General features: G+C 71.5%; 16 protein-coding genes. 12 read left to right on the top strand and 4 right to left on the bottom strand.

The genetic code is table 11. The annotated features are described in order from the left end of the window. The 3 genes from AB0B90_RS08980 to AB0B90_RS08970 all read right to left on the bottom strand — a co-directional run bounded on the left by AB0B90_RS08980 (position 1) and on the right by AB0B90_RS08970 (position 4,709). Positions 1 to 1,542: a hypothetical protein gene (locus AB0B90_RS08980; RefSeq protein WP_350948825.1), complete on the bottom strand. Its 1,542-nt coding sequence runs from the start codon at positions 1,540 to 1,542 to the stop codon at positions 1 to 3. Continuing rightward, positions 1,539 to 3,128 (bottom strand): pyridoxal-dependent decarboxylase, encoded by a 1,590-nt coding sequence (locus AB0B90_RS08975; RefSeq protein ID WP_362921770.1) that lies wholly within the window; start codon positions 3,126 to 3,128, stop codon positions 1,539 to 1,541. Before AB0B90_RS08975 ends, AB0B90_RS08980 begins: the two co-directional genes overlap by 4 nt. Before the next feature lie 777 nt (positions 3,129 to 3,905). Continuing rightward, complete coding sequence (locus tag AB0B90_RS08970; RefSeq protein ID WP_362921768.1) at positions 3,906 to 4,709, bottom strand: IclR family transcriptional regulator; 804 nt, start codon at positions 4,707 to 4,709, stop codon at positions 3,906 to 3,908. Positions 4,710 to 4,842: 133 nt separating this feature from the next. Between AB0B90_RS08970 and AB0B90_RS08965 the strand changes: the two genes are divergently transcribed. The 8 genes from AB0B90_RS08965 (at position 4,843) to AB0B90_RS08930 (ending at position 12,850) form a co-directional block, all read left to right on the top strand. Beyond that, positions 4,843 to 6,375 carry an ABC transporter substrate-binding protein gene (locus tag AB0B90_RS08965; RefSeq protein ID WP_362921766.1) on the top strand — a complete coding sequence of 511 codons (1,533 nt, stop codon included), beginning with the start codon at positions 4,843 to 4,845 and terminating at the stop codon, positions 6,373 to 6,375. A 173-nt stretch (positions 6,376 to 6,548) separates the two neighbouring features. Next, on the top strand, positions 6,549 to 7,472 hold the full coding sequence (locus AB0B90_RS08960) for an ABC transporter permease (RefSeq protein WP_362921764.1): 924 nt from the start codon (positions 6,549 to 6,551) through the stop codon (positions 7,470 to 7,472). Further along, positions 7,469 to 8,332: an ABC transporter permease gene (locus AB0B90_RS08955; RefSeq protein WP_350948820.1), complete on the top strand. Its 864-nt coding sequence runs from the start codon at positions 7,469 to 7,471 to the stop codon at positions 8,330 to 8,332. The genes AB0B90_RS08960 and AB0B90_RS08955 overlap by 4 nt, the downstream gene beginning before the upstream one ends. Continuing rightward, positions 8,322 to 9,341, top strand: coding sequence for an ABC transporter ATP-binding protein (locus tag AB0B90_RS08950; protein WP_350948819.1), 1,020 nt, complete (start codon positions 8,322 to 8,324; stop codon positions 9,339 to 9,341). Before AB0B90_RS08955 ends, AB0B90_RS08950 begins: the two co-directional genes overlap by 11 nt. Then, the gene (locus tag AB0B90_RS08945) at positions 9,338 to 10,648 is read left to right on the top strand and encodes an oligopeptide/dipeptide ABC transporter ATP-binding protein (RefSeq protein ID WP_362921762.1); all 1,311 of its coding nucleotides are present in this window, start codon (positions 9,338 to 9,340) and stop codon (positions 10,646 to 10,648) included. Before AB0B90_RS08950 ends, AB0B90_RS08945 begins: the two co-directional genes overlap by 4 nt. An 11-nt stretch (positions 10,649 to 10,659) precedes the next feature. Beyond that, positions 10,660 to 11,751 (top strand): LLM class flavin-dependent oxidoreductase, encoded by a 1,092-nt coding sequence (locus AB0B90_RS08940; protein ID WP_350948817.1) that lies wholly within the window; start codon positions 10,660 to 10,662, stop codon positions 11,749 to 11,751. 119 nt (positions 11,752 to 11,870) lie between these two features. Continuing rightward, the gene (locus AB0B90_RS08935) at positions 11,871 to 12,389 is read left to right on the top strand and encodes a flavin reductase family protein (protein WP_350948816.1); all 519 of its coding nucleotides are present in this window, start codon (positions 11,871 to 11,873) and stop codon (positions 12,387 to 12,389) included. Continuing rightward, positions 12,389 to 12,850, top strand: coding sequence for a cupin domain-containing protein (locus AB0B90_RS08930; protein WP_350948815.1), 462 nt, complete (start codon positions 12,389 to 12,391; stop codon positions 12,848 to 12,850). The genes AB0B90_RS08935 and AB0B90_RS08930 overlap by 1 nt, the downstream gene beginning before the upstream one ends. A gap of 202 nt (positions 12,851 to 13,052) precedes the next feature. Here AB0B90_RS08930 and AB0B90_RS08925 read toward each other — a convergent pair whose 3' ends face one another. Continuing rightward, positions 13,053 to 13,658 (bottom strand): methyltransferase domain-containing protein, encoded by a 606-nt coding sequence (locus AB0B90_RS08925; RefSeq protein WP_350948814.1) that lies wholly within the window; start codon positions 13,656 to 13,658, stop codon positions 13,053 to 13,055. Positions 13,659 to 13,944: 286 nt separating this feature from the next. On the opposite strand from AB0B90_RS08925, the gene AB0B90_RS08920 reads away from it, so the two are divergent. The 4 genes from AB0B90_RS08920 (at position 13,945) to AB0B90_RS08905 (ending at position 21,479) form a co-directional block, all read left to right on the top strand. Further along, positions 13,945 to 14,505, top strand: coding sequence for a hypothetical protein (locus tag AB0B90_RS08920; protein ID WP_350948813.1), 561 nt, complete (start codon positions 13,945 to 13,947; stop codon positions 14,503 to 14,505). A 404-nt stretch (positions 14,506 to 14,909) separates the two neighbouring features. Continuing rightward, positions 14,910 to 17,447 carry a carboxylate--amine ligase/circularly permuted type 2 ATP-grasp protein gene (locus AB0B90_RS08915; RefSeq protein ID WP_350948812.1) on the top strand — a complete coding sequence of 846 codons (2,538 nt, stop codon included), beginning with the start codon at positions 14,910 to 14,912 and terminating at the stop codon, positions 17,445 to 17,447. 79 nt (positions 17,448 to 17,526) lie between these two features. Further along, a complete protein-coding gene (locus AB0B90_RS08910) occupies positions 17,527 to 19,314 on the top strand; it encodes an N-acetylglutaminylglutamine amidotransferase (RefSeq protein ID WP_362921759.1) in 1,788 nt (595 codons plus the stop codon). Next, positions 19,314 to 21,479, top strand: a complete 2,166-nt coding sequence (locus AB0B90_RS08905; protein ID WP_362921757.1) for a prolyl oligopeptidase family serine peptidase — start codon at positions 19,314 to 19,316, stop codon at positions 21,477 to 21,479. Before AB0B90_RS08910 ends, AB0B90_RS08905 begins: the two co-directional genes overlap by 1 nt. Positions 21,480 to 21,500: the final 21 nt, after the last annotated feature.

Here is a 21,500-nt window from a genome sequence, read left to right as displayed (position 1 = left end):
TCAGCCCCGGTCCCTGACCAGCGGCGTCTTGCCGACGGTGGTCCGCTCGATCTGTGGTGAGGAGCGGGGCACGAACACCAGCCGGAACCCGTATCCGGTCTGCTCGATCGCCGCCGCGGTCGCCTCCCGGTCGTTGAAGAGCGACAGGGAGCTCGGCAGAGCCTGGGTGAACAGCTGCCGCGTCCCGCTCGGGCCGAGGGCGTGCTCGACGGCGGCGGCCGTCCCCTCGGCGTCGTCCACCGCGACCAGCAGGGTGAGGGTCCGGTCCTCGCGGTGGTTGTGGAACTGGACCTCGTGCGCGACCAGGTCCAGGTCGACACCGGTCGTCGAGCGCAGCCGCGCGCGCAGGGCCGCGTACGCGAGCGTCGCCGAGTACTGGCTGTCGTTGAGGTGCAGCACGTCGGCGGTGCGCCCGGCGAACTCGAACCGCTCGGTGCGCAGCCCCGGCCCGTTCAGGGCGGGGCGGCGGATCATCCGGTCGCCGAGCTTGAGCCGCAGCAGCGGCGTCTCGTCGGAGTGCAGCCGGGTGACGACCAGCTCGCCCTCCTCACCCTCGGCGACGGCCCGGCCGTGCTCGTCCACGATCTCCACCAGGTGCAGTCCCGGCACGGCGGAGAGCGCCGGCGAGGCGTGGTCGAGCTGAAGCCCGACGCACTCGGCCTGGGTCGCGGCGAAGTAGCTGAGGATCGACACGTTGGGGAAGAACGCCTGCAACTCGTCGCGCTTGCGCTGGGGCAGGGAGCCGCTGCCGTACATCGCGACCCGGAAGCTCGCCCTGGCCTGCGGGGACAGACCCGCGCCCAGCTCGGGCAGGAGCGCGATGCCCGCGGTGATGCCCATCAGCGCCTTGTGGCCCGGGTAGGAGAACATGTGCTCCAGCACCGGCGCGCTCACCGGGCCCGCACCGATGTAGTTGACCTCGGGGACGTGGGACAGGACGCCGCCGACCATGGTCCCGCTGCTCCACATCTGGTAGTCGGCCAGCGTGGTGAACAGCCAGCGCGGCGCGGGACCGCGCAGATAGCGGCCGAGCTGGTAGGCGCCCATGAACGCCCCGGAGATGCGGTAGGTGTCGCGCAGCTCCCGCAGGGAGTACACGATCTCCAGGGGCATGCCGTCACCGGTGCCGCCGCTGGCCACCACCTCGAACCCGCCCCGGTCGAGCGGCACGACCATCCCGGCCCGCGCGCCCATGAACATGTCACGCTGCACGGTCTTGTCCGAGAGGGGGATCCGCTCCCACTCGGACATGTCGGCGGGGGCGTCGCGGATCCCGAAGTAGTGCAGCCGCTCGCGCCACAGCGGGTTGAGCAGGGCGATGCCGACGAGCTGCTGAAGCCGGCGGAACACCAGCGCGTTCTGCAGGTCGAGCGGGGACTCGCAGTACGGGGCTCCGGTGAGCCGCCCGCACTCCTCCAGCTTGCCCGCGAACGACGGCAGCCCGATGACGTCGTCCACCGAGCGGGGCCGCAGCTCCTCCTCGGGGATCAGTCGTGCCGCCAGCTCCGCCGAGGTGGCGAGGTCCACATCCGTCATGGTCATGATTGGCTCCTGTTCCGCTGGTCGTCGCGGGTCGTGGCGCTCGTACGCAGCACCCGTTGCCCGATGTCCCTGATCTCGTCGATGAGCATGGTCAGGTGGCCCGCGTCGATCAGGTGGTTCATCACCACCACGCGCAGCGCCGCCACCTTGTCGATGTCGACCTTGGAGATGAAGAAGCGCCCGCCGCCCCGGATCCGGTTGCGGATCTCCAGTTGCAGCCGATGCGCGATCGCCGGTTCCAGGTCGTCCGGCAGGTATCGGAAGCACAGGATGTTGGACTCCGGCTCGTGCGCCACGGCGAAGTCCGGTTCGGCGGCGAGCATCCGGTGCGCCTGCCGGGTCACCTCGCACAGCCGGTCGATCCGCTGTGCGAACAGCGCCGGGCCGTAGACCGACCAGACCGTCCAGAGCGGCATGATCATCGGGCGTTTCGTGCACTCGAGGTTCTTGTCCGCGCTGTCGTAGGCGCTGTAGACGTCGGGCTCCTCGTCGAAGACGTAGCTGGCCCGCTGCCGGAACGCGCCGCGCGCCGCCGCGCCGTCGCGGTAGAAGAGCAGCGTGCACGGCGACGGCATGAACAGCATCTTGTGGGCGTCCCAGGTCAGGGAGTCGGCCTGCTCGATGCCGCGTAGCCGGTGCCTGTGCCGGTCCGACAGCAGCAGGCTCGCCCCGTGTGCCCCGTCCACGTGGAGCCAGAGCCCGTGCCGGCGCGCCACGGCGGCGAGCTCCTCCAGCGGGTCGAAGGCGCCCACCGAGGTGGTCCCGGCCGAGGCCACCAGGCAGAACGGCCGCAGACCGCGCCGGTAGGCCTCGTCCAGCGCCGGACCGGCCAGCTCCGGGCGGATCCGCCCGGCCTGATCGACGGGGAGACGGATGATCTGTCCTTCTCCGATGCCGAGAACTCCTGCCGCCCGGGTCACGCTGTAGTGGGCCTCCTCGCTGACCGCGATGGCCGGGGGACCGGGCAGGGCGCCCGCGCCGCGGGTCCAGATCTGCGGGAAGGCGCGGTTGCGGGCGGCGAGCAGCGCGGTCAGGTTGGCGAGGGAACCCCCCGAGGTCGTCACCATGGCGAACCGGTCACGGTCCCAGCCGATGAACCCGTTGAGCTCCTCGGCCATGAGCCGCTCGGCGACGCTGGGGAGCTGCCCGGCCTCGTAGAAGGAGGAGGGCTGGTTGACCACCGAGCCGACCAGGTCGATGAGGCTGGCCAGCGGCACCACGCCGGAGAACTGCCGTCCCATGTAGCCGGGTGAGTAGACGGGGATGCCGGTCCCCGTGTACAGGTCGACGATCTGGTTCACCCGCTCGGCGTCGAAGTCGGCGATGCGCCGCCGTTCCCGGGTCATCAGCTCGCGCGCGGCCTTCAGCAGCACCGCGGGATCGAGGAGGTCGAGTCCCCGGACCGACCGGTCGCCCAGATACGTCGTCAGACGGCCGACGATGTCCATGGCGCCGTTGTGGAAACGCTCGGGGTCGAAGGCCGCGGTGAGGCCCGGCATGGCTGAACGGGAGCCTTCGCCGGTCGCCGGCTCGGGAGCCGTCGGCTCGGGAAAGGAACTCTGGACATCGGAAAGCGAACTCGTCATGGAGGGGCCTCCAAATGACCCGAGGTCGAGAACTCCCAAATGTTCGTGCCTGAATGGGAGCTCGGAGACGGTGAATCGAACTCCCGGCGATCACGTGAGGGTTCTCGCGAATAAACGCGTGGTCTTCGGTGATGCGTCGATCGAGAAAGAGGTCCTCGACGTCGGGGGACGCTAGGCGGCATTCGTGCCGTCACCGGCCGTTCCCGGTGTGTGGAACGGTCCAATATCGAGGGGTGTCGATGAGTGATGGTGGAAGATGGTGCGAGAATGCCTCGCCACCCTTGATCAAGTGGTTGAGGTCGGTCTGGCGATCAGGGTCTGGAGGAGGGTCGTCGTGGACGAGTCACGGCTAATTCGCCCTGAATTTCAATCGCCGTATATGTTGGCACGCCCTTCATGTAAGTGACCTAATCATTGTTCACGGCAGGGGCGCAAGACCTCGGATGCAGGTGGAGTGGCAGATTGCGGCCACGGTTAACGCGTGTGGTGATCGGTGTGAGGAGATGGTCGGCGAGTCTCGGTTGTTTTACTTCTTATGGGTTTTTTCTCATTAAATTTCATTAAAATCGGCATTCGGGACATTTGCCCCCGTGGGCCGTGCCGTGCCGTGCCGTGTCGCGTCGTGTTGTGCCGTGCCGGGTGGGCTCGTGCCGTACGGTCGGGCCGTCACCTCGACGCCCCGCCGCGCACCCGTGAGCCGGCGGAAAGACGCGGCAGGCGGGCGCGGGGAAACCCGGCAGGCGTTTCACGAGCCGCGAAAGCAGGCGTGCGGGGTGTTCACGAGCCGCTCGCGGAGGCGTGCGCGGGTGCGGGGACCTGGAGGTCGTGGCCGAAGGAGCCGAGTCGTCGGGCGGTGGCGGTGAGCCGGGCGGTCAGCTCCGGGAGCCGGTCGTCACCCAGCCGTACCGCCGGGCCCTGGATGGCGAGCGCGGCCAGCACGTTGCCGTGGCCGTCGCGGACCGGGACGGCCACGGCCCGGACCCCGGCGACGCGCTCCTCGAAGTTGACGGCCGCGCCCCGGGCGCGTATGCGGTCGAGTTCGGTCTCCAGGCCGGCCCTGGTGGTGATCGTGGTGTCGGTGTAGCGGGCGAAGGGCTCCGCCATGCCCACCCTCGGATCCCCGAAGGCGAGCAGGGCCTTGCCCATCGCGCACACGTGGATCGGGTTGCGCTGGCCGGGCTCCTGCTCGTAGCGGAGCGGCTGTCTTGAGGGGACCTGGAGCAGCACGGCCACCTCGTCGCCGATGCGCACCCCCAGGTTGACGGCCTCCCCGGTCAGGTCGCGCAGGGCCTCGAGTTCGGGGAGCATCGTGGTCGCGCCGAGGCGTTCCAGGGCGAGGCGGCCCAGCGTGGCGGTGGTGATCCCGAGGTGGTAGCGCTCGGTCACCGGATCCTGGCCGAGCATGCCCGCCGCGTGCAGGGCGCGGACGATGCGGTGGGCGGTGCTGACCGGCAGGTGAAGCCGCTGCGCCACCTCGGTGGGGGAGAGCGTCGTCGACCGCTCGAACGCGCGCAGCACCGCGATGGCGCGTTCGATCGCCTGGGTGCCCCTGCGGGCGGCGTCTTCAAGCTTCGGCTTCATCGGGTCCACCGTTCCAGCTTAGGGCGGAGAGCTATTTCCTACACTCTTGACGGGTTTTTAGGGAATTACTACTATGTGGAATGAAGATCTTGCCATGTGGGATCTGGCTCGTTCCCCTGAGAGGACCCCCGTCATGCCTGTCCGTCGGCTTCTGCGACCACTGGCCCTGCTCATCTCGGTCGTTCTCGCGTTGACCGCCTGTGGCGGCGGCACCCAGTCGGTGGGCAGCGCCTCCGGCGCGGAGGGAGGCACCCTCAAATGGGGCTGGAGCCTTCCCACAACGTGGGATCCCGTCACCTCCAGCGCCGGTAACGACGTCAACGCCCTGTCCCTCGTCTACAGTGCCGTCACCCGCCTGGACGACAGGGGCGACGCCGTCGGTGGCCTGGCCACCGCCTGGAAGTACACCGACGGCGGCAAGAGGGTCACCTTCACCCTCAGGGCCGGGCTGACCTTCTCCGACGGCTCCCCGCTCGACGCCGAGGCCGTACGCAAGAACCTCCTGCGCGGCCGGGACCAGAAGGACTCGCTCATCGCCTCCCAGCTGCGCGGGGTGAAGGACGTCGAGGTCGTCTCACCGACCGAGTTCGGGATCCTGCTCGACCGGCCCGACCACCAGATCCCCAACCTGCTCGCGGGAAAGACCGGGATGATCGTCAACCCCCGGGCCTTCGAGGCGGACGCCAGGGCCGTCAGCGCCGAGCCCGCGGGCGCGGGACCCTTCACCCTCACCCAGCTCGTTCCCGGCTCGCACGCCAACCTGGACCGCAACCCGTCCTACTACGACGTCGCGAACATCCACCTGGCCAAGTTCGAGCTGAAGACCGTCTCCGAGCCCGCCACCGTCGTCGCCGGACTCCAGTCCGGCCAGTTCGACGTCGCGATACTGCCCGCCGCCCAGATCGACGCGGCCAAGGCGGCCGGGCTGAAGGTCGACCTCATCCCGTCGCTCATGGTCCGGGTCCTGGACGTCAACAACAAGATCGCGCCGTTCGACAACCCCAAGGTCACCGAGGCGCTGAAGTACGCGGTCGACCGTGAGGCACTGCTGGAGACCTCGGGATTCGGCGTCGGCGAGGTGAACACGCAGCCGTTCCCCAAGGGCCACCTCGGCTACAACCCCGAGCTGGAGAACCTCTACCCGCACGACCCCGCCAAGGCCAGGAAGCTGCTCGCCGAGGCGGGGTTCCCCGACGGCGTCGACGTCCCGCTGACCACCGCCGACCCCGAGGGCCTGCCCGAGCAGGTCCAGGAGCAGCTCAAGGCCGCGGGCATCAGGACCACGATCAAACTCATCGCCCCGGCGCAGCACACCCAGCTCGTCTACGTCCAGCACAACGTGGCCCTCGCCCCCGACGCCTTCGTCGGCCGAGAGTCACCGCTGCAGGCGCTCGGCGTCGTCTACGGGCCGGAGGGCCTGATGAACCCCGGCCGCAACACCCCCAAGGCGCTGCTGGAGCAGTTCGACAGGGTCCGCGTCACGCCGCCGGACGATCCCGGCTACGCCAAGACCGTCCAGGACGCGGTCGCCATCGGGGTCAGGGAACTGCCCAACGTCTGGCTGTTCTCCACACCGCGCATCTTCGCCCGCAGCCCCAGGGTCTCCGAGCTTCCCACCAACCTCGCGGTGCAGCGCTTCGACGGCGTACGGGTGACGAACCCGTGACCGCGCTGGGATCACGCGCCCCCGCGTCCGCGCGGGGAGCGGGGGAAGACGGGGAAACCGGGGGAGCCGGGAAGGGCGGAGGGGACGAAGAGGTCGGCCGGCCCGTCGTGACCGCGCCCTCGGCAAGACCCTCCCGGGTCCGCCGGAGCGCGGGGACCGCCCGGTGGCGCGCGGTGGCGCGCGGATCGGCCGCCCTGGTGGTCGTGGCGCTCGCCTCCACCTTCGTCACCTACGGGCTGGGCGCGCTGGGCGACGCCAATCCGGCGGCGGCGGTGCTGGGAGAGACCGCGACCCCCGAGGACATCGCCAGGATGAGCCACGAGTTCGGGCTCGACCGCCCCTTCCTGGAGCAGTACGTCACCTGGCTGGGCAACGCGCTCACCGGAGACCTGGGCCGCTCCTGGTTCACCCGGCTCCCGGTCGCCGAGAGCATCGCGCAGCGCCTGCCCGTCGACCTGTCGATCACCGGCCTCGCGGTGCTCATCGCGATCCTCGCCGGGGGCGCGGCCGGCGTCGGCGCGGCGGTGAGCAACGGCGGCAGGTTCGACCGGATCGTGACCGCCGTCTGCGCGGTCGCCTCCACCCTGCCCGCGTTCGTCGTCGGCATCGGACTGATCGTGGTCTTCGCCGTGATCGTCCCGGTGTTCCCCTCGGGCGGGTACGTGCCGCTCACCCAGGATCCCGTCCAGTGGCTGAGGCTGATAACCCTCCCGGCGATCGCGCTCAGCCTCGACGCCGCCGCCGACCTCGCCAGGCAGCTCCGTACCGGCCTGGTGGCCGCCCTGCGGGAGAACTACGTGACCGGCGCGGTGGTCCGCGGGCTCCCGGCGCGGCGGGTGCTGTTCCGGCACGCGTTGCGCAACGCCGCGGGCCCGGCGCTCACCGTACTCGGGATGCACATCCCACGCCTGATCGGCGGCGCGGTGGTCACCGAGGCGGTCTTCGCCCTGCCGGGTCTCGGCCAGCTCACCGGCGAGGCGGCGCTCAAGCACGACGTGCCGGTGATCCAGGGCGCGCTGCTCACCACCATCGCGCTGGTGCTCGTCTCCAACGTCACCGTCAACGCGGCCGTCGCCAGGCTGCGGGGTGCGCGATGAGCTCCTTCCGCAGGGCGTGGCGGCTGCCCTCCGTCAAGCTGTCCGTGACGATCCTCACCGTCGTGCTCCTCGTCGCAGTGTTCGGCGACCTGCTCGCTCCGCACGACCCGCTCGCGCAGAACCCCCGGCTGCGCCTGCTCGGACCGTCGGGAGAGCACCTCCTGGGCACCGACTACCTCGGCCGCGACGTGCTCAGCCGGCTGCTCGCCGGGACCGGTCTCTCGATCGCCGCGGCGGCGGAGGCGGTCGCCATCGGGCTGCTCCTGGGGGCGATCCCCGGCCTCGCCTCGGTGTTCTTCGGCAAGGTCTTCGAGTGGACGACGATGCGGCTGGTGGACGCGCTGCTCACGCTGCCGTTCGTCATCTTCGCCATCGCCGTCGCCGGGATCCTCGGCAACGGCCCGCACCAGGCGATGGCCGCCATCGGACTGCTGCTCGCGCCGGTGTTCTACCGGGTCACCCGTACGGCGGCGCTGGGTTTCACCCGCGCACAGTACGTCGAGGCGGCCGAACTGCTCGGCGCGTCCCGCTCCCGGATCCTGCGCACCCACATCGCGGGCAAGGTGCTGCCGACGGTCGCGGTGACCGCGGCGGGGGCGTCCGCCGCGGCGCTGCTGGTGGTCTCCTCCCTCGCCTTCCTCGGCATCGGTGTCGAACCCCCCGCCCCCACCTGGGGCGGGATGCTCGCCAGCGACCTGGGCTACCTCCACCAGCGGCCGCTCGCCCCGCTCGCGCCCGCCGTCGTGATCATGCTGACCGTCGGCGCGCTCAACGCCCTGGCCGACGCCGTACGCGACACGACCGGCCTGCACACCGACAGTCACCGTATCGACGAGAGCGAGGAAGTCCATGCCCGCTGAAGCGCTGTTGAGCGTGCGCGACCTGCGCGTGACCGTCTCCGGAGGCCGGGCCGAGGCCGTGCGCGGGGTCTCCTTCGAGGTCGCCCCCGGCGAGGCCGTCGGCCTGGTCGGCGAGTCGGGCAGCGGCAAGACCCTCACCTGCCGTGCGGTCCTCGGCGCCCTCGCCCCCGGCTGCTCGGTGAGCTCCGGCGAGATCGAGTTCGGCGGCCACGACCTGACGGGGGCGAGCCGCAGGCAGTGGCTCGGGATCCGCGGGAGCAGGATCGGCGCGGTCTTCCAGGACCCCGCCTCCTACCTGAACCCGTCCCTGCCGGTCGGCGACCAGCTCGCCGAGGTGCTGCGGGTCAAACTCGGCCTGCGGCGGCGCGCCGCCCGCGAGCGCGCCGTGGAACTGCTGGGCGCGATGGGCCTGCACGATCCGGCCCGGGTCCACGGCCAGTACCCGCACGAGCTGTCCGGCGGCATGCTCCAGCGCGTCCTCATCGCCGTCGCCGTCTCCTGCGATCCCGAACTGCTGATCGCCGACGAGGCCACCACCGCCCTCGACGTGACCGTCCAGGCCGAGGTGCTCGAACTTCTCGCCCGGCTGCGCGCCGAGCGCGGCCTGTCCATCGTCTGCGTCTCCCACGACCTGGCGGTCATCGCGGCGCTCTGCGACCGGATCGTCGTCTTCTACGGCGGCGAGATCGTCGAGTCGGGGCCGGCGAGAGAGGTCCTGGACAGTCCGGCGCATCCCTACACCGAGGCTCTGCTGCGGGTCGCCTCGGCCGGAGACTGGGGCAGACGGACGCTGGAGGTCATCCCCGGCCAGCCGCCGCCCGCGGGCGCCTCGCTGCCGGGCTGCCGCTTCGCCGGCCGCTGCTCCTTCGCCGAGGAGGCATGCTCGGCGGCTCCCGTTCCCCTCACCGCCCACCCCGGTGGGCGCGAGGTCCGCTGCCTGCTGCGCCAGGAGCCGGTGGGGCGCGACGCGGTGGGCGTCGGCGCCGGAGCGCGGGGGAGCGACCTGTGAGCGGCCCCGAGAGCACCCCGGTGACCGGTTCCGGGTGGACTCCCGCGACCGCGGCCGGTCCCGCGAGCACCTCCGCGACGGGTAGGGCGACCGCGGACGGCTCAGCGGCCACCCCCCGCACCGGCCCGGCGGGGACGCCGCTGCTGGCCGTGCGGGGCCTGAACGTGTCACTCGGCAGACCCGCCGTGCGGATCCTCAGCGAGGTCGACCTCACCGTCAGGGCCGGGGAGATCCTCGGGATCGTGGGGGAGACCGGCTCGGGCAAGACGACCCTGGCCAGGGCCGTCGTCGGCCTGGTCGGCCCCGACTCAGGTTCGGTCGAGGTGGAGGGGGTCGAGATCTCCTCGCTGAGAGGCAGGGCGTTGCGGGCGCATCGCCGTACGGGAAAGGTGCGGTTCGTCTTCCAGGACCCGCTCCGCTCGCTCGACCCCGACCACAGCGTGGGAACCGTCGTCGGCGAAGGGCTGGCCGTGCGGCGCGTGCCCCCGGCCGAACGCGCGGCCAGGGTGCGGGCGGCACTGGAGCTGGTCGGCCTGGATCCCGCCCTCGCGGCCAGGACGCCCGGCCAGATCTCCGGCGGGCAGCGGCAGCGCGTCTCGATCGCCCGCGCGATCGTCGCGGAGCCGTCGCTGCTGATCTGCGACGAGCCGGTCAGCGCGCTGGACGCCTCCAACCGCAACCACATCCTGCGCCTCCTGGACGACCTGCGCGGCAGGCTCGGCGCCGGTGTCGTCGTCATCTCCCACGACCTCAGCTCCCTGGCGGGCGTCGCCGACCGGGTCGCGGTCCTCTACCGGGGCCGGATCGTCGAGGAGGGCCCGATCGGCGAGGTCTTCGACGACCCCCGCCACCCCTACACCGCGCTGCTCGTCGCCTCGGCCCCACGCGTGGCCGGTGCCGCCCGCCACAGCCTGGAGCGGCTGCGGGCGGCACCGACCGACGGCGCCATCGGTGCCGTCGGTGGCTGCGTCTTCGCCCACCGCTGCCCGTTCGCCACCGAGACCTGCGCGGTCGTTCCCGAACCGGTCGTCAGGGGCGGGCGCGCGGTCGCCTGCCACCACACCGGCACCTGGCCCGCACGGGCCGCCGCGTCGACGCCCGCCCCCGATCCCGTCCCGGTGGCCGTTCCCGGCCGCGGCTCCGCCCTCGAAAGCCCTCTTTCCGAAAGCCCTGCTCCAAAAAGCCCTGCTCCCGGCTCCGTTTCCTTCCGCGGGTCCGCGGGCGGTCCCGGTCCCGCACCGAACCTCGCCTCCGCTCCCGTCCCCGATCCGGCCTCCGGTTCCGTTCCCCGCTTCGTCGCCCGCTAAGGAGTACACGCATGTCCATCGAGATTCTCGGCATGGTCGGTACGAAGGACTTCTCAGAGACCCACGGTTCATTCGTCGACGGCCCGCCCATCGACGTTCCCTACCTGGCCACGTTCGCCCGCGCCCACGAGGCCGCCGGGTTCGACCGGGTGCTGATCGGCTACGGCTCGTCCTCGCCCGACGGGTTCGCCGTCGCCGCGTCGGTGCTGCACGCCACCGAGCGGCTGCGCGTGCTGATCGCGCACCGGCCCGGCTTCGTCGCCCCGACGGTGGTGGCGAGGAAGCTCGCCACCCTCGACCAGCTCACCGGGGGAGGCAGGGTCGCCATCCACCACATCACCGGCGGCGACGAGGCCGACCAGCGCCGCGACGGCGACTTCCTCGACCACGGTGGCCGCTACCGGCGTACCGGCGAGTTCATGTCCGTGCTGCGCCGTACGCTCACCTCGGCCGAGCCGTTCGACCACGAGGGCGAGTTCTACCGGTTCGAGGGCGCCTACAGCTCGGTCAGGGCCGACATTCCGCTCTACTTCGGCGGGGCCTCCCCGGCGGCCGTCCAGACCGGGGCCGAGCACGCCGACGTCTACATGCTGTGGGGCGAGCCGCTGGCCGAGACCGCCGAGCGGATCCGGCGCGTCAGGCAGGAGGCGGCCAGGCACGGCCGGGAGATCACCTTCAGCCTGTCCACCCGGCCGATCGTCGCCGCGACCGAGGCCGAGGCGTGGGAGCGGGCCGAGCGGATCAGGGCCGCGACCGCCGCGCGCGTCTCCGGCGGCGGACTCGGCTGGAGCAAGGGGAAGAGCGAGTCGACCTCCGTCGGAGCCGCCAGGCTCCAGGAGCAGGGCGCCGAGCGGGAGGTGCACGACGAGCGGCTCTGGTACGGCGTGACCAACCTGATCGGTCCCGGCGGCAACTCCACGGCCGTGGTCGGCACCGCCGAGCAGGTCGCCGAGGCGCTGCTGAAGTACCACGACCTCGGCGTCACGACCTTCCTCATCCGCGGCTTCGACCCGGTGGACGACGTCGTGCGCTGGGGCGACGAGCTGGTGCCGCTGCTGCGGCAGGGGGCCGAGCGGCGCGAACCCGCGGGCGTGGGCGCGTGAGCGCGACACGCGAGGCCAGGGGTGCCGGCCCCGAGCAGCCCGGGCGCCTCCGGCCGGGCAGGGCAGGACACTCGCGGCGAACCGATCACCAGGGACACGGCACAGGAGGTGGTGGCACGATGAGCGCCGAGGCGGTCGGCGGCGGGCAGCCGCGCGATGTCTTCCTGTCCGCCTTCCGCAGGCACGCCGCCGGGGTCGCCGTCGTCACCGCCCCGGGTCCCGCCGGTTTCACCGCGACCTCGCTGACCTCGATGTCGCTCGATCCGCCGCTGCTGTCGTTCGGCATCTCGGTCGGCTCGTCGAGCTGGCCGGCGATCCGGGACGCGGACGCGTTCGTCGTCCACATCCTCGCCGGAGACCAGCGGGACGTGGCGGAGCTGTTCGCCAGGAAGGGCGCCGACAGGTTCGCCGACCGGGATCGCTGGGAACCCCTCCCCGGAGGGGAACCCCTGCTGTACGGGGTGGCCGCGTGGCTGCTCTGCCGCACCCAGGAGCGGTTCATCGCGGGGGACCATCGGCTGGTCGTCGGCCGGGTCGTGGAGGGGCACACCGATCCCGCCCACCCTCCGCTGCTGTACCACGATGGAGGTTTCGGCGCGCTCGCGCCGCACCCTTCCGACCGAGCCAGGAGTGACTGATGCCGATCGTCCTTCCCGAAGACCCCTTCCACCGCCGCCTGCACCACATCGCGCCCGGCGGTCTCACCTCCGAGACCGCCCAGACCGGTGGTATGCGCCGCCGCGCGGCCATCAGCGGAGCCACCGTCGGCTCCAGCCGTCTGTGGATGGGGCAGACCCACGTGGCGCCCGCCACCGCCTCGGCGAACCACCACCACGGCGAGTCCGAGACCGCCATCTACGTCGTCAGCGGCCACCCCTCGTTCGTCTTCGCCGACGTCGAGGGGGAGGAGCCCGTCGAGGTGCGCATCGACACCGAACCCGGCGACTACATCTTCGTGCCGCCTTTCGTCCCCCACCGGGAGGAGAATCCCGACCCCGACCTGGAGGCGATCGTGGTCATCGCCCGCAGCACCCAGGACGCCATCGTGGTCAACCTGGACGATCTCACCTGGACGGGACCGGTTCTGACCTCACGGTGACGGCGGCCCGTCGCGGGCCACCGTCACCGTGAGGTCAACGGGAAGTCACTGGGAGATCATCGCGAGGTCATCGCGTGCCCGCCGCCCGGAACGCCGGGCGGCGTCCAGGCCGGTCGCCTCTCGCCCACCGGCGCGGAGGGTGCGCCGGTGGTGAAAAGATCGCGGGCGTGTCCGAGGCGCCGGGCGGTGTCCGACCGGCCGTTCACCCGCCGGTGTCCCCGGCCGCCAGGCCGCCGGCCGCATCCCCGGCCAGCCGGTCGTCCGCCACGACCCCGGCGTACACCAGGGCGGGAGGTACGTTGCGCCAGATCGGCCCCAGGGCGTCGACGGTGGTGAACGTGCTGTTCATGAGGCCGCGGAAGTGCCGGGAACGCTGGAACGGCATCACGGTCAGCGTCGTGATCGTGCTGAAGGCGCCGCCGGGGGCGAGACAGGCCGCGATCTCCTCCAGAACGCGTTTCTGCTGGGCCTCCTCGAACAGGGTCCAGGGGAGCGAGGAGACGATCGCGTCGGCGTGGGACAGACCGGCCTCCCGCAGTATCTTGCCGAGGTCACCCGCGTCCCCGCAGATCACTTCCAGCCAGGGCCTGCTGCGCCGCAGGTGGTGCACCATGCCCTCGTTGAGCTCTATGGCGAGCTGCCGCCCTCCCACGGGGAGACGGTCGCGGATCGCGTCGCTGATCACTCCGCCGCCGGCGCCGAGTTCGACGACCGTGGCTCCGGGGGTTGTGGGAACGATCGAAGCCGCCAGGCGTGCGACGGCCTTCGAACTGGGAGCGATCGCCCCCAGCTGGTGGGGATTACGCATGATCGCACCGAGGAATGTGAACGTGTCACTACCGGCAGGACGATTTTGAGAGAGCATCGACAGCTTATTCCCCCTGTTGAGGGGGTTATGCCAGATACGGGCTTCGATGATCGGGGTTCCACCGCCGTACGGTCGCCGTACAGGTGCCGGTCCGCCGGGCGAAGGAAACGGGCGTTCCGGCGGCGGTGTGGTTCACCGTCGGTGACGGTCGCGACCCTCCTCTGCCCCGGGAAGGCGAGGCGAGGTACCGTCGTCTTATCGGATCCCGGTCATGAGGGGAGCCGCCATGCCAGACGATTCCGATCACGTGCTCGACTCCATCGACGGTGCGGTCGACGAATGGCTCGCGATGAGCGACGACTCGATGCGCTGGACACCGCCGGAGAAGGCACGGCCGAAGCCCCAGCTCGGCCTGCCGGTGCCGCCGCTGCCGCAGGTGCTGGAGGACTTCATTCAGGAGGTCGGAGCCCGCCTCGGCCCGCCCGCCCAGGCCGTGGTCGACGCGTTCCGTCCCTTGGGGGAGGGGGTGGTCGACGCGGTCTCCACGTTCCTCGACAGCCCGCCCGTACGGCAGCTTCTCGATCCGCCCGGCCCGTCGGGTGACCGGCCGGAGGAACTCGGGGTTCACGCGTTTCCCGACACGTTCGGGACGCAGCCGGAGGACGCGTCCAGACCGCCGCGTATGATCGAGTCACGGCTGGAAGAGGCCGAGCCGCCCGCGGGCCCGTCCGATCGCGAGGGTCCGCTCGGGCCGCCGGATCGGTCCGGGGCCTCTCCCGTGCGGGAGCGGCCGGACGCCGGGCCGTCAGGAGACGGGGATTCTCCGGCCGGGTCGCAACCGGCGTAGGTTCCGGGGACTTCCCGGTCGTCTCCGGTCATCGAGCCGGGCCGGACGGGGCCGCACCCGCGCGCAGGGAGCCTTGTGGGCGGAGCCCTTTGGACACGGGCCCTTGGAAGGGACCGCCTTGGGCGGAGCCTCCTGAAGGAGGCCCCCTTGGAGGGATTGGACGGATTGGGCGGACCTTCACCGTGGCCGGTCGCCGACGGTGCTTTGTCCGAAACTCCGGTGAGATCTTTCCGCGGAAACAGGTGAGTCTTCCCGTCGGAGGGGAAGCGGGTGTGTCCCGATCGCGGGGGAGACGGGCGCACAGTTTCACTTTCGCCCAAAGTGTGCGGTGAAGTGCGAAACTCCCTTTTTCGGGCAAAGAACAAAAAACGCATTAACCGGCGTAGTTCAGGGGTGATGAGGCAATGGCGGGTCTGGCGGGGCCGATCGCGGTCGGCGTCGAAGAGGAGTTCCACGTCGTCGATGTCGACACCCGGCACCTGGTCCCACGGGCCGGTGTCCTGCTGGAACAGCTGCCGGCCGAGCGCTTCACCCATGAGCTGCAGCGTTCCGTGGTCGAGGCCAACAGCAGGCCCTTCATGCACCTGGAGGACCTCGGGCACGACCTGACCGCGCTACGCCGCACGGTGATCCAGGCGGCGGACGGACTCGGCCTGGGAATCGTGGCGGCGGGCAGCGTACCGATGGTGGATCTGGAGGCGCTGAAGATCTCCCCTGACCCCCGCTACGAGCAGATGCTCGCCGACTACCAGCTGCTCACCCGCGAGCAGCTGATCTGCGGGACGCAGTTCCACGCCGACGTCGAGGACCGCGACCTGGCCGTCGCCGTCGCCCATCGCCTCGCCCCGTGGCTGCCCCCGTTGCTCGCCCTCAGCTCCAGCTCGCCGTACTGGCTGGGGTCCGACACCGGGTATGCCAGCTACCGCCCGCTGCTGTGGCAGCGCTGGCCCACCGCCGGCCCCGTACCCAGGTTCGAGTCGGCCGCCGAGTACGACCAGGTGGTGCGCGACCTCGTCGCCTCCGGGGTGATCACCGACCCCGGCATGATCTACTTCGACATCCGGCCCTCGGCGCACCTGCCCACCATCGAGCTGAGGGTCTGCGACGCCTGCCCCCGCGTGGGCGACATCGTGCTGATCGCCGGACTGTTCAGGGCCCTGGTGGCCAGGGAGCTGGACGCGGCGCAGAACGGCCCCGAGCGCACGGTCCGCCTGGAGATGGTCCGCGCCGCGTCGTGGCGGGCCTCGCGCTCCGGGCTGGAGGGTGACCTCGTCGACCCGGTCGAAGGCACCCCACGACCGGCCGCCGAGGTGATCCGGCGGATGGTGAACAGCCTGCGCCCGCAGCTGGAGCAGTACGGCGACTGGGAGCTCGTCACCTCCCTGGCCACGGAGTCACTCGCCAGGGGGAGTTCGGCGGCCCGCCAGCGGCAGGCGTACGCCCGCGGCGGCCAGTTGTCCGACGTGGTCGACCTCGTCATCGCCGAGACGCGATCACAGGAGTGGGAGACCGCCTTCGGCGGGCCGACGCCCAGGATGCACACCAGCCTCCTGGACGGCTACGAGGCCCCGGGCGACGAGGCGATCATCGAGGGCACGGTGCGCGAGTCCTACCAGCCGGTGCTGCGGGTCCTCGACCGCCTGGGCCTCGATGGACTGCGCGAGCGGGAGGAGAGGCGCGACGCCTACCAGCGCGACAACGGCATGACCTTCCAGGTCGAGGGAGGCGGCGAGAGCCGGATCTACCCGTTCGACATGGTTCCCCGGCTCGTCCCGCCCGGCGAGTGGACGGGGATCCAGCGGGCGCTGCCGCAGCGGGTGCGCGCGCTGGAGGCGTTCCTGCACGACGTCTACGAGGGACGCGAGATCATCAGGGACGGCACGATCCCCGCGTGGGTGGTCGACGAGTCCCCCGGCTACCGCAGGCCGGGCCGCAGGGTGCCGCAGGGCACCGTACGCTGTGCCGTGGCCGGACTGGACCTGGTCCGCGACAACGTCGGCCGCTGGGCGGTGCTCGAGGACAACCTGCGGGTGCCCTCCGGGCTCGGATACGCCGTGACCAACAGGCGGCTGATCAACGAGCTGATGCCGGAACTCGCCCCCGGCGAGGAGGTCGCCGACCCGGGCGCGGGCCTGCGGATCCTGCGGGAGGCACTGCTCGCGGCGGGCTCCGGTGACCCGTCGGCCCTCGCCGTCGTCTCGGCGGGACCCGAGGACTCCGCCTACTACGAGCACAGGATGCTCGCCGAGGAACTGGGAGTGGTCCTCGCCGTACCGGCCGACCTGTCCTTCAAGAACGGTCATCTGGAGATCGACGGGCGCAGGATCGAGGTGCTCTACCGCAGGATCGAGGAGAGCGCGCTGCTCGGCGGGCGCCTCGGGCTGGAGATCATGGACGCCGTCGAGCGTTCCGCGCTCGTCCTGGCCAACGCGCCGGGCAACGGCGTGGCCGACGACAAGTGCCTGTACCGGTACGTGCCGCGCATCATCGAGTACTACCTCGGCGAGCGACCCCTCATCGACAACGTCCCCACCTACCTGTGCCGTGACGCCGCGGACCGCGAGCAGGTGCTCGACCGGCTGGCCGAGCTGGTCGTCAAGCCGGTGGACGGGTTCGGCGGCCAAGGCGTGGTCGTCGGCCCCGACGCCTCCGCCGACGAGCTCGAACAGGTCAGGAAGACGATCCTCGCCGCCCCCGAGGGCTGGGTCGCCCAGGAGACGGTCCGGCTGTCGACGCACCCGACCTTCGACGGAGACCGGTTGAGCCCGCGCGTCGTCGACCTTCGGGCCTTCGTCTGCTTCGGCGAGACCGCGAAGGTGCCGCCGACCGCGCTGACCCGCGTCGCCCCGGCCGGCAGCATGATCGTCAACTCCTCCCAGGGGGGTGGTTCCAAGGACACCTGGCTGCCGAGTGGGGACGTCGAGGTGGGGCTTGAGCGATGAGCTCAGGCGCGAGCCCGAGGCGTGAGATGTGCGATCTGAGCGGTGAGCTCCGGCGTGAGCCGGTCACCGGGGGGTTTCGATGTGTGGTTTGAGCGGTGAGCTCCGGTTCGACGGCCGCCCGGCGGACGTCGCCGCAGTGGCCCGGATGAACGATGTGATGCACGACAGGGGCCCCGACGGGGCCGGCCTGTGGTCGCTGGGGCCGGTCGCCCTCGGCCACCGGCGCCTGAGGATCATCGATCTGTCGGACCGGGGTGCCCAGCCGATGGTGGACAGCGACCTCGGCCTGACGGGAGTCTTCAACGGATGCCTGTACAACTACCGTGAGTTACGGCGCGAGCTGGAGGGTCTGGGCTACCGCTTCTTCTCCACCTCCGACACCGAGGTGCTGGTGAAGTCCTTCCACCGCTGGGGGAGTGGCTGCGTCGACCGCTTCAGGGGCATGTTCGCCTTCGCGGTCGCCGAGCGCGACACCGGCAGGCTCACCCTCGGCAGAGACCGGCTGGGGATAAAACCGCTGTACGTCACCCAGGACGCGAGGCGGCTGCGTTTCGCCTCGTCGTTGCCCGCGCTGCTCGCCGGGGGCGGGGTGGACACCGGCATCGACCGGGTCGCCCTGCACCACTACATGACGTTCCACTCGGTGGTGCCCGCCGAGCGCACCATCCTCGCCGGGGTGCGCAAGCTCCCCCCTGCCACGGTGCGCACCGTCGAGCCCGACGGCACCGTCACCGACCACCTCTACTGGCAGCCGCCGCACACCCGCTCGGCCCTGCCCGAGTACGCCGGGCTCACCCCGGACGAGTGGTGCGAGGCCGTGCTCGACCAGCTGCGGACGGCCGTACGCAGGCGCATGGTCGCGGACGTGCCCGTGGGCGTGCTGCTGTCGGGGGGCCTGGACTCCAGCCTGATCGTCGCGCTGCTGGCCGAGGAGGGGCAGGCGGGCCTCGCGACCTTCAGCATCGGGTTCCCGTCGGCGGGAGGGGAGCGGGGGGACGAGTTCGTCTACTCCGACCTGGTCGCCAGGGAGTTCGGCACCGATCACCGGCGCATCCTCATCGACGACACCCGCATGCTGCCCGCCCTGGAGCACGCGGTGCTCGCCATGAGCGAGCCGATGGTGAGCCACGACTGCGTCGCCTTCCACCTGCTGTCGGAGGAGGTCTCCAAGCACGTCAAGGTCGTCCAGTCAGGCCAGGGCGCCGACGAGGTGTTCGCCGGCTACAGCTGGTATCCGCCGCTCGCCGGCGTGTCGCGCGAGGACGCCGCCGCCGTCTACGAGAGGGAGTTCTTCGACCGCTCGCACGCGGCGCTGGCCGGGATCCTGTCCCCCGAGTACCTGCTGGACGAGGACGTCAGCGGCGACTTCGTCCGCCGTCACCTCGCCAGGCCAGGCGCGGACACCGCGCTCGACGCGGCGCTGCGCCTGGACACGAACGTCATGCTCGTCGACGACCCGGTCAAGCGCGTGGACAACATGACCATGGCCTTCGGGCTTGAGGCCAGGACCCCGTTCCTCGACCACGAACTCGTCGAGCTGGCGGCGGCCTGCCCGCCCGAGCTCAAGCTCGCCTCCGGCGGCAAGGGCATCTTGAAGGGCGCCGCGCGCAAGCTGCTGCCCGCCGAGATCATCGACCGGCCCAAGGGGTACTTTCCGGTCCCGGCCATCAGGCACATCCACGGTCCGTATCTGGAGCTCGTCAGGGAGGCGCTGACCGGCCCCGCCGCGAGGGCCCGCGGCCTGTTCGACCAGCCATATGTCGACAAGTTGCTGGCGGCTCCGGACGAACACCGCACTACCCTGGGTGCGAACGCGTTGTGGCAACTCGGACTCCTGGAGCTGTGGTTGCAGGCACAAGGAGTTTGATGACCGAAATTCTCGGCGCCCGTTCCCGCCCCTCGATGGGCACGGGCCTGACCGCCTGGAGTTGCCGGGCGCCCGCCCTGGCGCCCGACCTGAGCGCCGTCGCCTTCATCGGCGACCGGGACGGCTCGCCGAGGGTCTGGATCCAGCCCCTCGGAAGAGACCTGGAGGCGTGGCCTCCCGGGGAGCTCGAGGATCTCCTGGATCTCCACCAGGAGGACCGAGGCGCCTGGCCGATCGACACGGGGGCCGAGCCCGTCGCCGACGTGAGCTGGTCCCCCGACGCCCGGCGGCTCGCCGTCCTCGTCGTGCCCGGCGGCGGGGAGCACACGCAGGTCTGGACGGTGCGGGCCGACGGCGGCGACCTGCGCCCGCTGGCCGCGCCCGAGGGCGGGTCGGCGTCGTTCGTGCGCTGGACGGGCCAGGGGGAGGTCCTCCTCGTCGCGGAGGTCTCCTCCTCCGGCCGTACGGACGCGGTGCTGATCGACGCGGGCTCGGGAAGCCGGGAGGTGATCGCGGCGGGGGCGCTCATGCACCCGGCCGCGGTGAGCCGTGACCACCGGCGGATGCTGCTGCGGCGCGGCCCGCGCGGCGTGCGCCGGATGTACGTGGCCGATCTTCCTGCCCTCGCCGGCGACCCCACGGGCCACCCTCCCGCCCTCGCCGGCGATCCCGCGGGTCCCGGCGCCCTCGTTCCCGGTCTGTCCCATCCCGGGGATCTCGCCGCGGACCCGTCCGGTGACCTCTCCGCCGACCTTCCCGCCGGGATTCACCTCGACCTGCCCACCGAAGATCTCTCCGATCTCTCGCCCGGCCTGCCCGCCGACCCTCCGGCCGGGATTCGCGTCGATCTTCCCGCGGGCCATCTCGAAGACGTCCCGCCCGGCCTGCCCGCGAGCCTTCCCGACGAGGCCGCCGGTGATCTGCCGGGCCACGGGGAGCTGCCGTTGCTGGCCGGGCTGACCGGCACCACCGACTACGGCATCCTCTCTCCCGACGGGAGCACCGCCTACCTGCTGTCCGACGTCGGCCGCGACCGGGCCGCGCTGGTCGCGGTGGGCGAGGACGGGGTGGGCGTCGTGCTGGCCGAGCGCTCGGACGCCGAGCTGGACCAGTTCGCGCTGAGCTCCGACGGCCGCCGCGCGGTGCTGGTGTGGAACGACTCCGGCCGCTCGGGGCTGGAGGTGATCGAGCTGGACACCGGCCGGACGCGTCCGCTCCCGCCCCTGCCCGCCGAGGTGGTGTCCTCGATCAGGGTGTCCCTGGACGGCAGCCTCGCCGTCCTGGCCGCCGAAGGGCCCGGCCACCCCTCCCACGTGCTGCTCTGCGACCTGGAGGTGGGCGGCTACCGGCGGATCGCGGGATCGGACCGGATCCCCGAGGCGGCCGGCGCGGAGCTGATGCGCTTCCAGGCGGGCGACGGCATGGAGCTGACCGGCTGGCTCTACCGCGTCCCCGGCGTCCCCGGCCCCGCGCCCTTCGTCGTCTACCTGCACGGCGGCCCCGAGAGCCAGGAAAGACCCACCTTCAACCCGCTGTTCCAGAACCTGCTGGCCGCCGGGATCGGGGTGTTCGCGGCGAACATCCGCGGCTCGTCGGGTTTCGGCCGGGCCTTCCGCAACGCCGACAACCACGCCCTCCGCTTCGACGCGATCAACGACGTCGCCGACTGCGCCCTGGAACTGGCGCGGGCGGGCATCGCCGACCCGGCCAGGATCGCCTGCATGGGCCGCTCCTACGGGGGTTATCTCACGCTGGCCGCCCTCGTCACCCACCCGCGCCTCTTCCGCGCCGGAGTCGACGTCTGCGGCATGGCCGACTTCGAGACCTTCTACGAGCGGACCGAGCCGTGGATCGCCGCGGCGGCGGTCAGCGAGTACGGGCACCCCGTCACCGACCGCGAGCTGCTGCGGGCCCTGTCACCCCTGCACTCCTTCGACCGGCTCGCCGCTCCGCTGCTGGTCGTGCACGGCGCCCAGGACACCAACGTCCCCCTGTACGAGGCCGAGCAGGTGCTCCAGGCGGCGCGGGCCCGTCAGGTGCCCTGCGAGCTGCTGCTGTTCGAGGACGAGGGGCACGAGATCCGGCAGATCCCGAACCGGGTGACCTTCGTCAAGAACGTCGTCGAATGGCTCAGATGGCACCTCGCGGTCCCCGATTCGGAGTGAGGCCGCCTCACTCCGGCACCC

It is taken from the genome of Streptosporangium sp. NPDC049078, assembly GCF_040648855.1.
In the GTDB taxonomy this organism is placed as follows: Bacteria; Actinomycetota; Actinomycetes; order Streptosporangiales; family Streptosporangiaceae; genus Streptosporangium.
The sequence above is the reverse complement of the archived record's forward strand: the minus strand, read 5'-3'. Positions and strand labels throughout refer to the sequence as shown.

Bases quoted from the DNA above. Each gene is read 5' to 3' on its own strand.
- AB0B90_RS08955 (WP_350948820.1), top strand. From the start codon at position 7,469: ATGAGCTCCTTCCGCAGGGCGTGGCGGCTGCCCTCCGTCAAGCTGTCC.
- AB0B90_RS08965 (WP_362921766.1), top strand. From the start codon at position 4,843: ATGCCTGTCCGTCGGCTTCTGCGACCACTGGCCCTGCTCATCTCGGTC.
- AB0B90_RS08920 (WP_350948813.1), top strand. From the start codon at position 13,945: ATGCCAGACGATTCCGATCACGTGCTCGACTCCATCGACGGTGCGGTC.
- AB0B90_RS08910 (WP_362921759.1), top strand. From the start codon at position 17,527: ATGTGTGGTTTGAGCGGTGAGCTCCGGTTCGACGGCCGCCCGGCGGAC.
- AB0B90_RS08905 (WP_362921757.1), top strand. From the start codon at position 19,314: ATGACCGAAATTCTCGGCGCCCGTTCCCGCCCCTCGATGGGCACGGGC.
- AB0B90_RS08935 (WP_350948816.1), top strand. From the start codon at position 11,871: ATGAGCGCCGAGGCGGTCGGCGGCGGGCAGCCGCGCGATGTCTTCCTG.
- AB0B90_RS08950 (WP_350948819.1), top strand. From the start codon at position 8,322: ATGCCCGCTGAAGCGCTGTTGAGCGTGCGCGACCTGCGCGTGACCGTC.
- AB0B90_RS08915 (WP_350948812.1), top strand. From the start codon at position 14,910: ATGGCGGGTCTGGCGGGGCCGATCGCGGTCGGCGTCGAAGAGGAGTTC.
- AB0B90_RS08980 (WP_350948825.1), bottom strand. From the start codon at position 1,542: ATGACCATGACGGATGTGGACCTCGCCACCTCGGCGGAGCTGGCGGCA.
- AB0B90_RS08930 (WP_350948815.1), top strand. From the start codon at position 12,389: ATGCCGATCGTCCTTCCCGAAGACCCCTTCCACCGCCGCCTGCACCAC.
- AB0B90_RS08940 (WP_350948817.1), top strand. From the start codon at position 10,660: ATGTCCATCGAGATTCTCGGCATGGTCGGTACGAAGGACTTCTCAGAG.
- AB0B90_RS08925 (WP_350948814.1), bottom strand. From the start codon at position 13,658: ATGCGTAATCCCCACCAGCTGGGGGCGATCGCTCCCAGTTCGAAGGCC.
- AB0B90_RS08975 (WP_362921770.1), bottom strand. From the start codon at position 3,128: ATGACGAGTTCGCTTTCCGATGTCCAGAGTTCCTTTCCCGAGCCGACG.
- AB0B90_RS08970 (WP_362921768.1), bottom strand. From the start codon at position 4,709: ATGAAGCCGAAGCTTGAAGACGCCGCCCGCAGGGGCACCCAGGCGATC.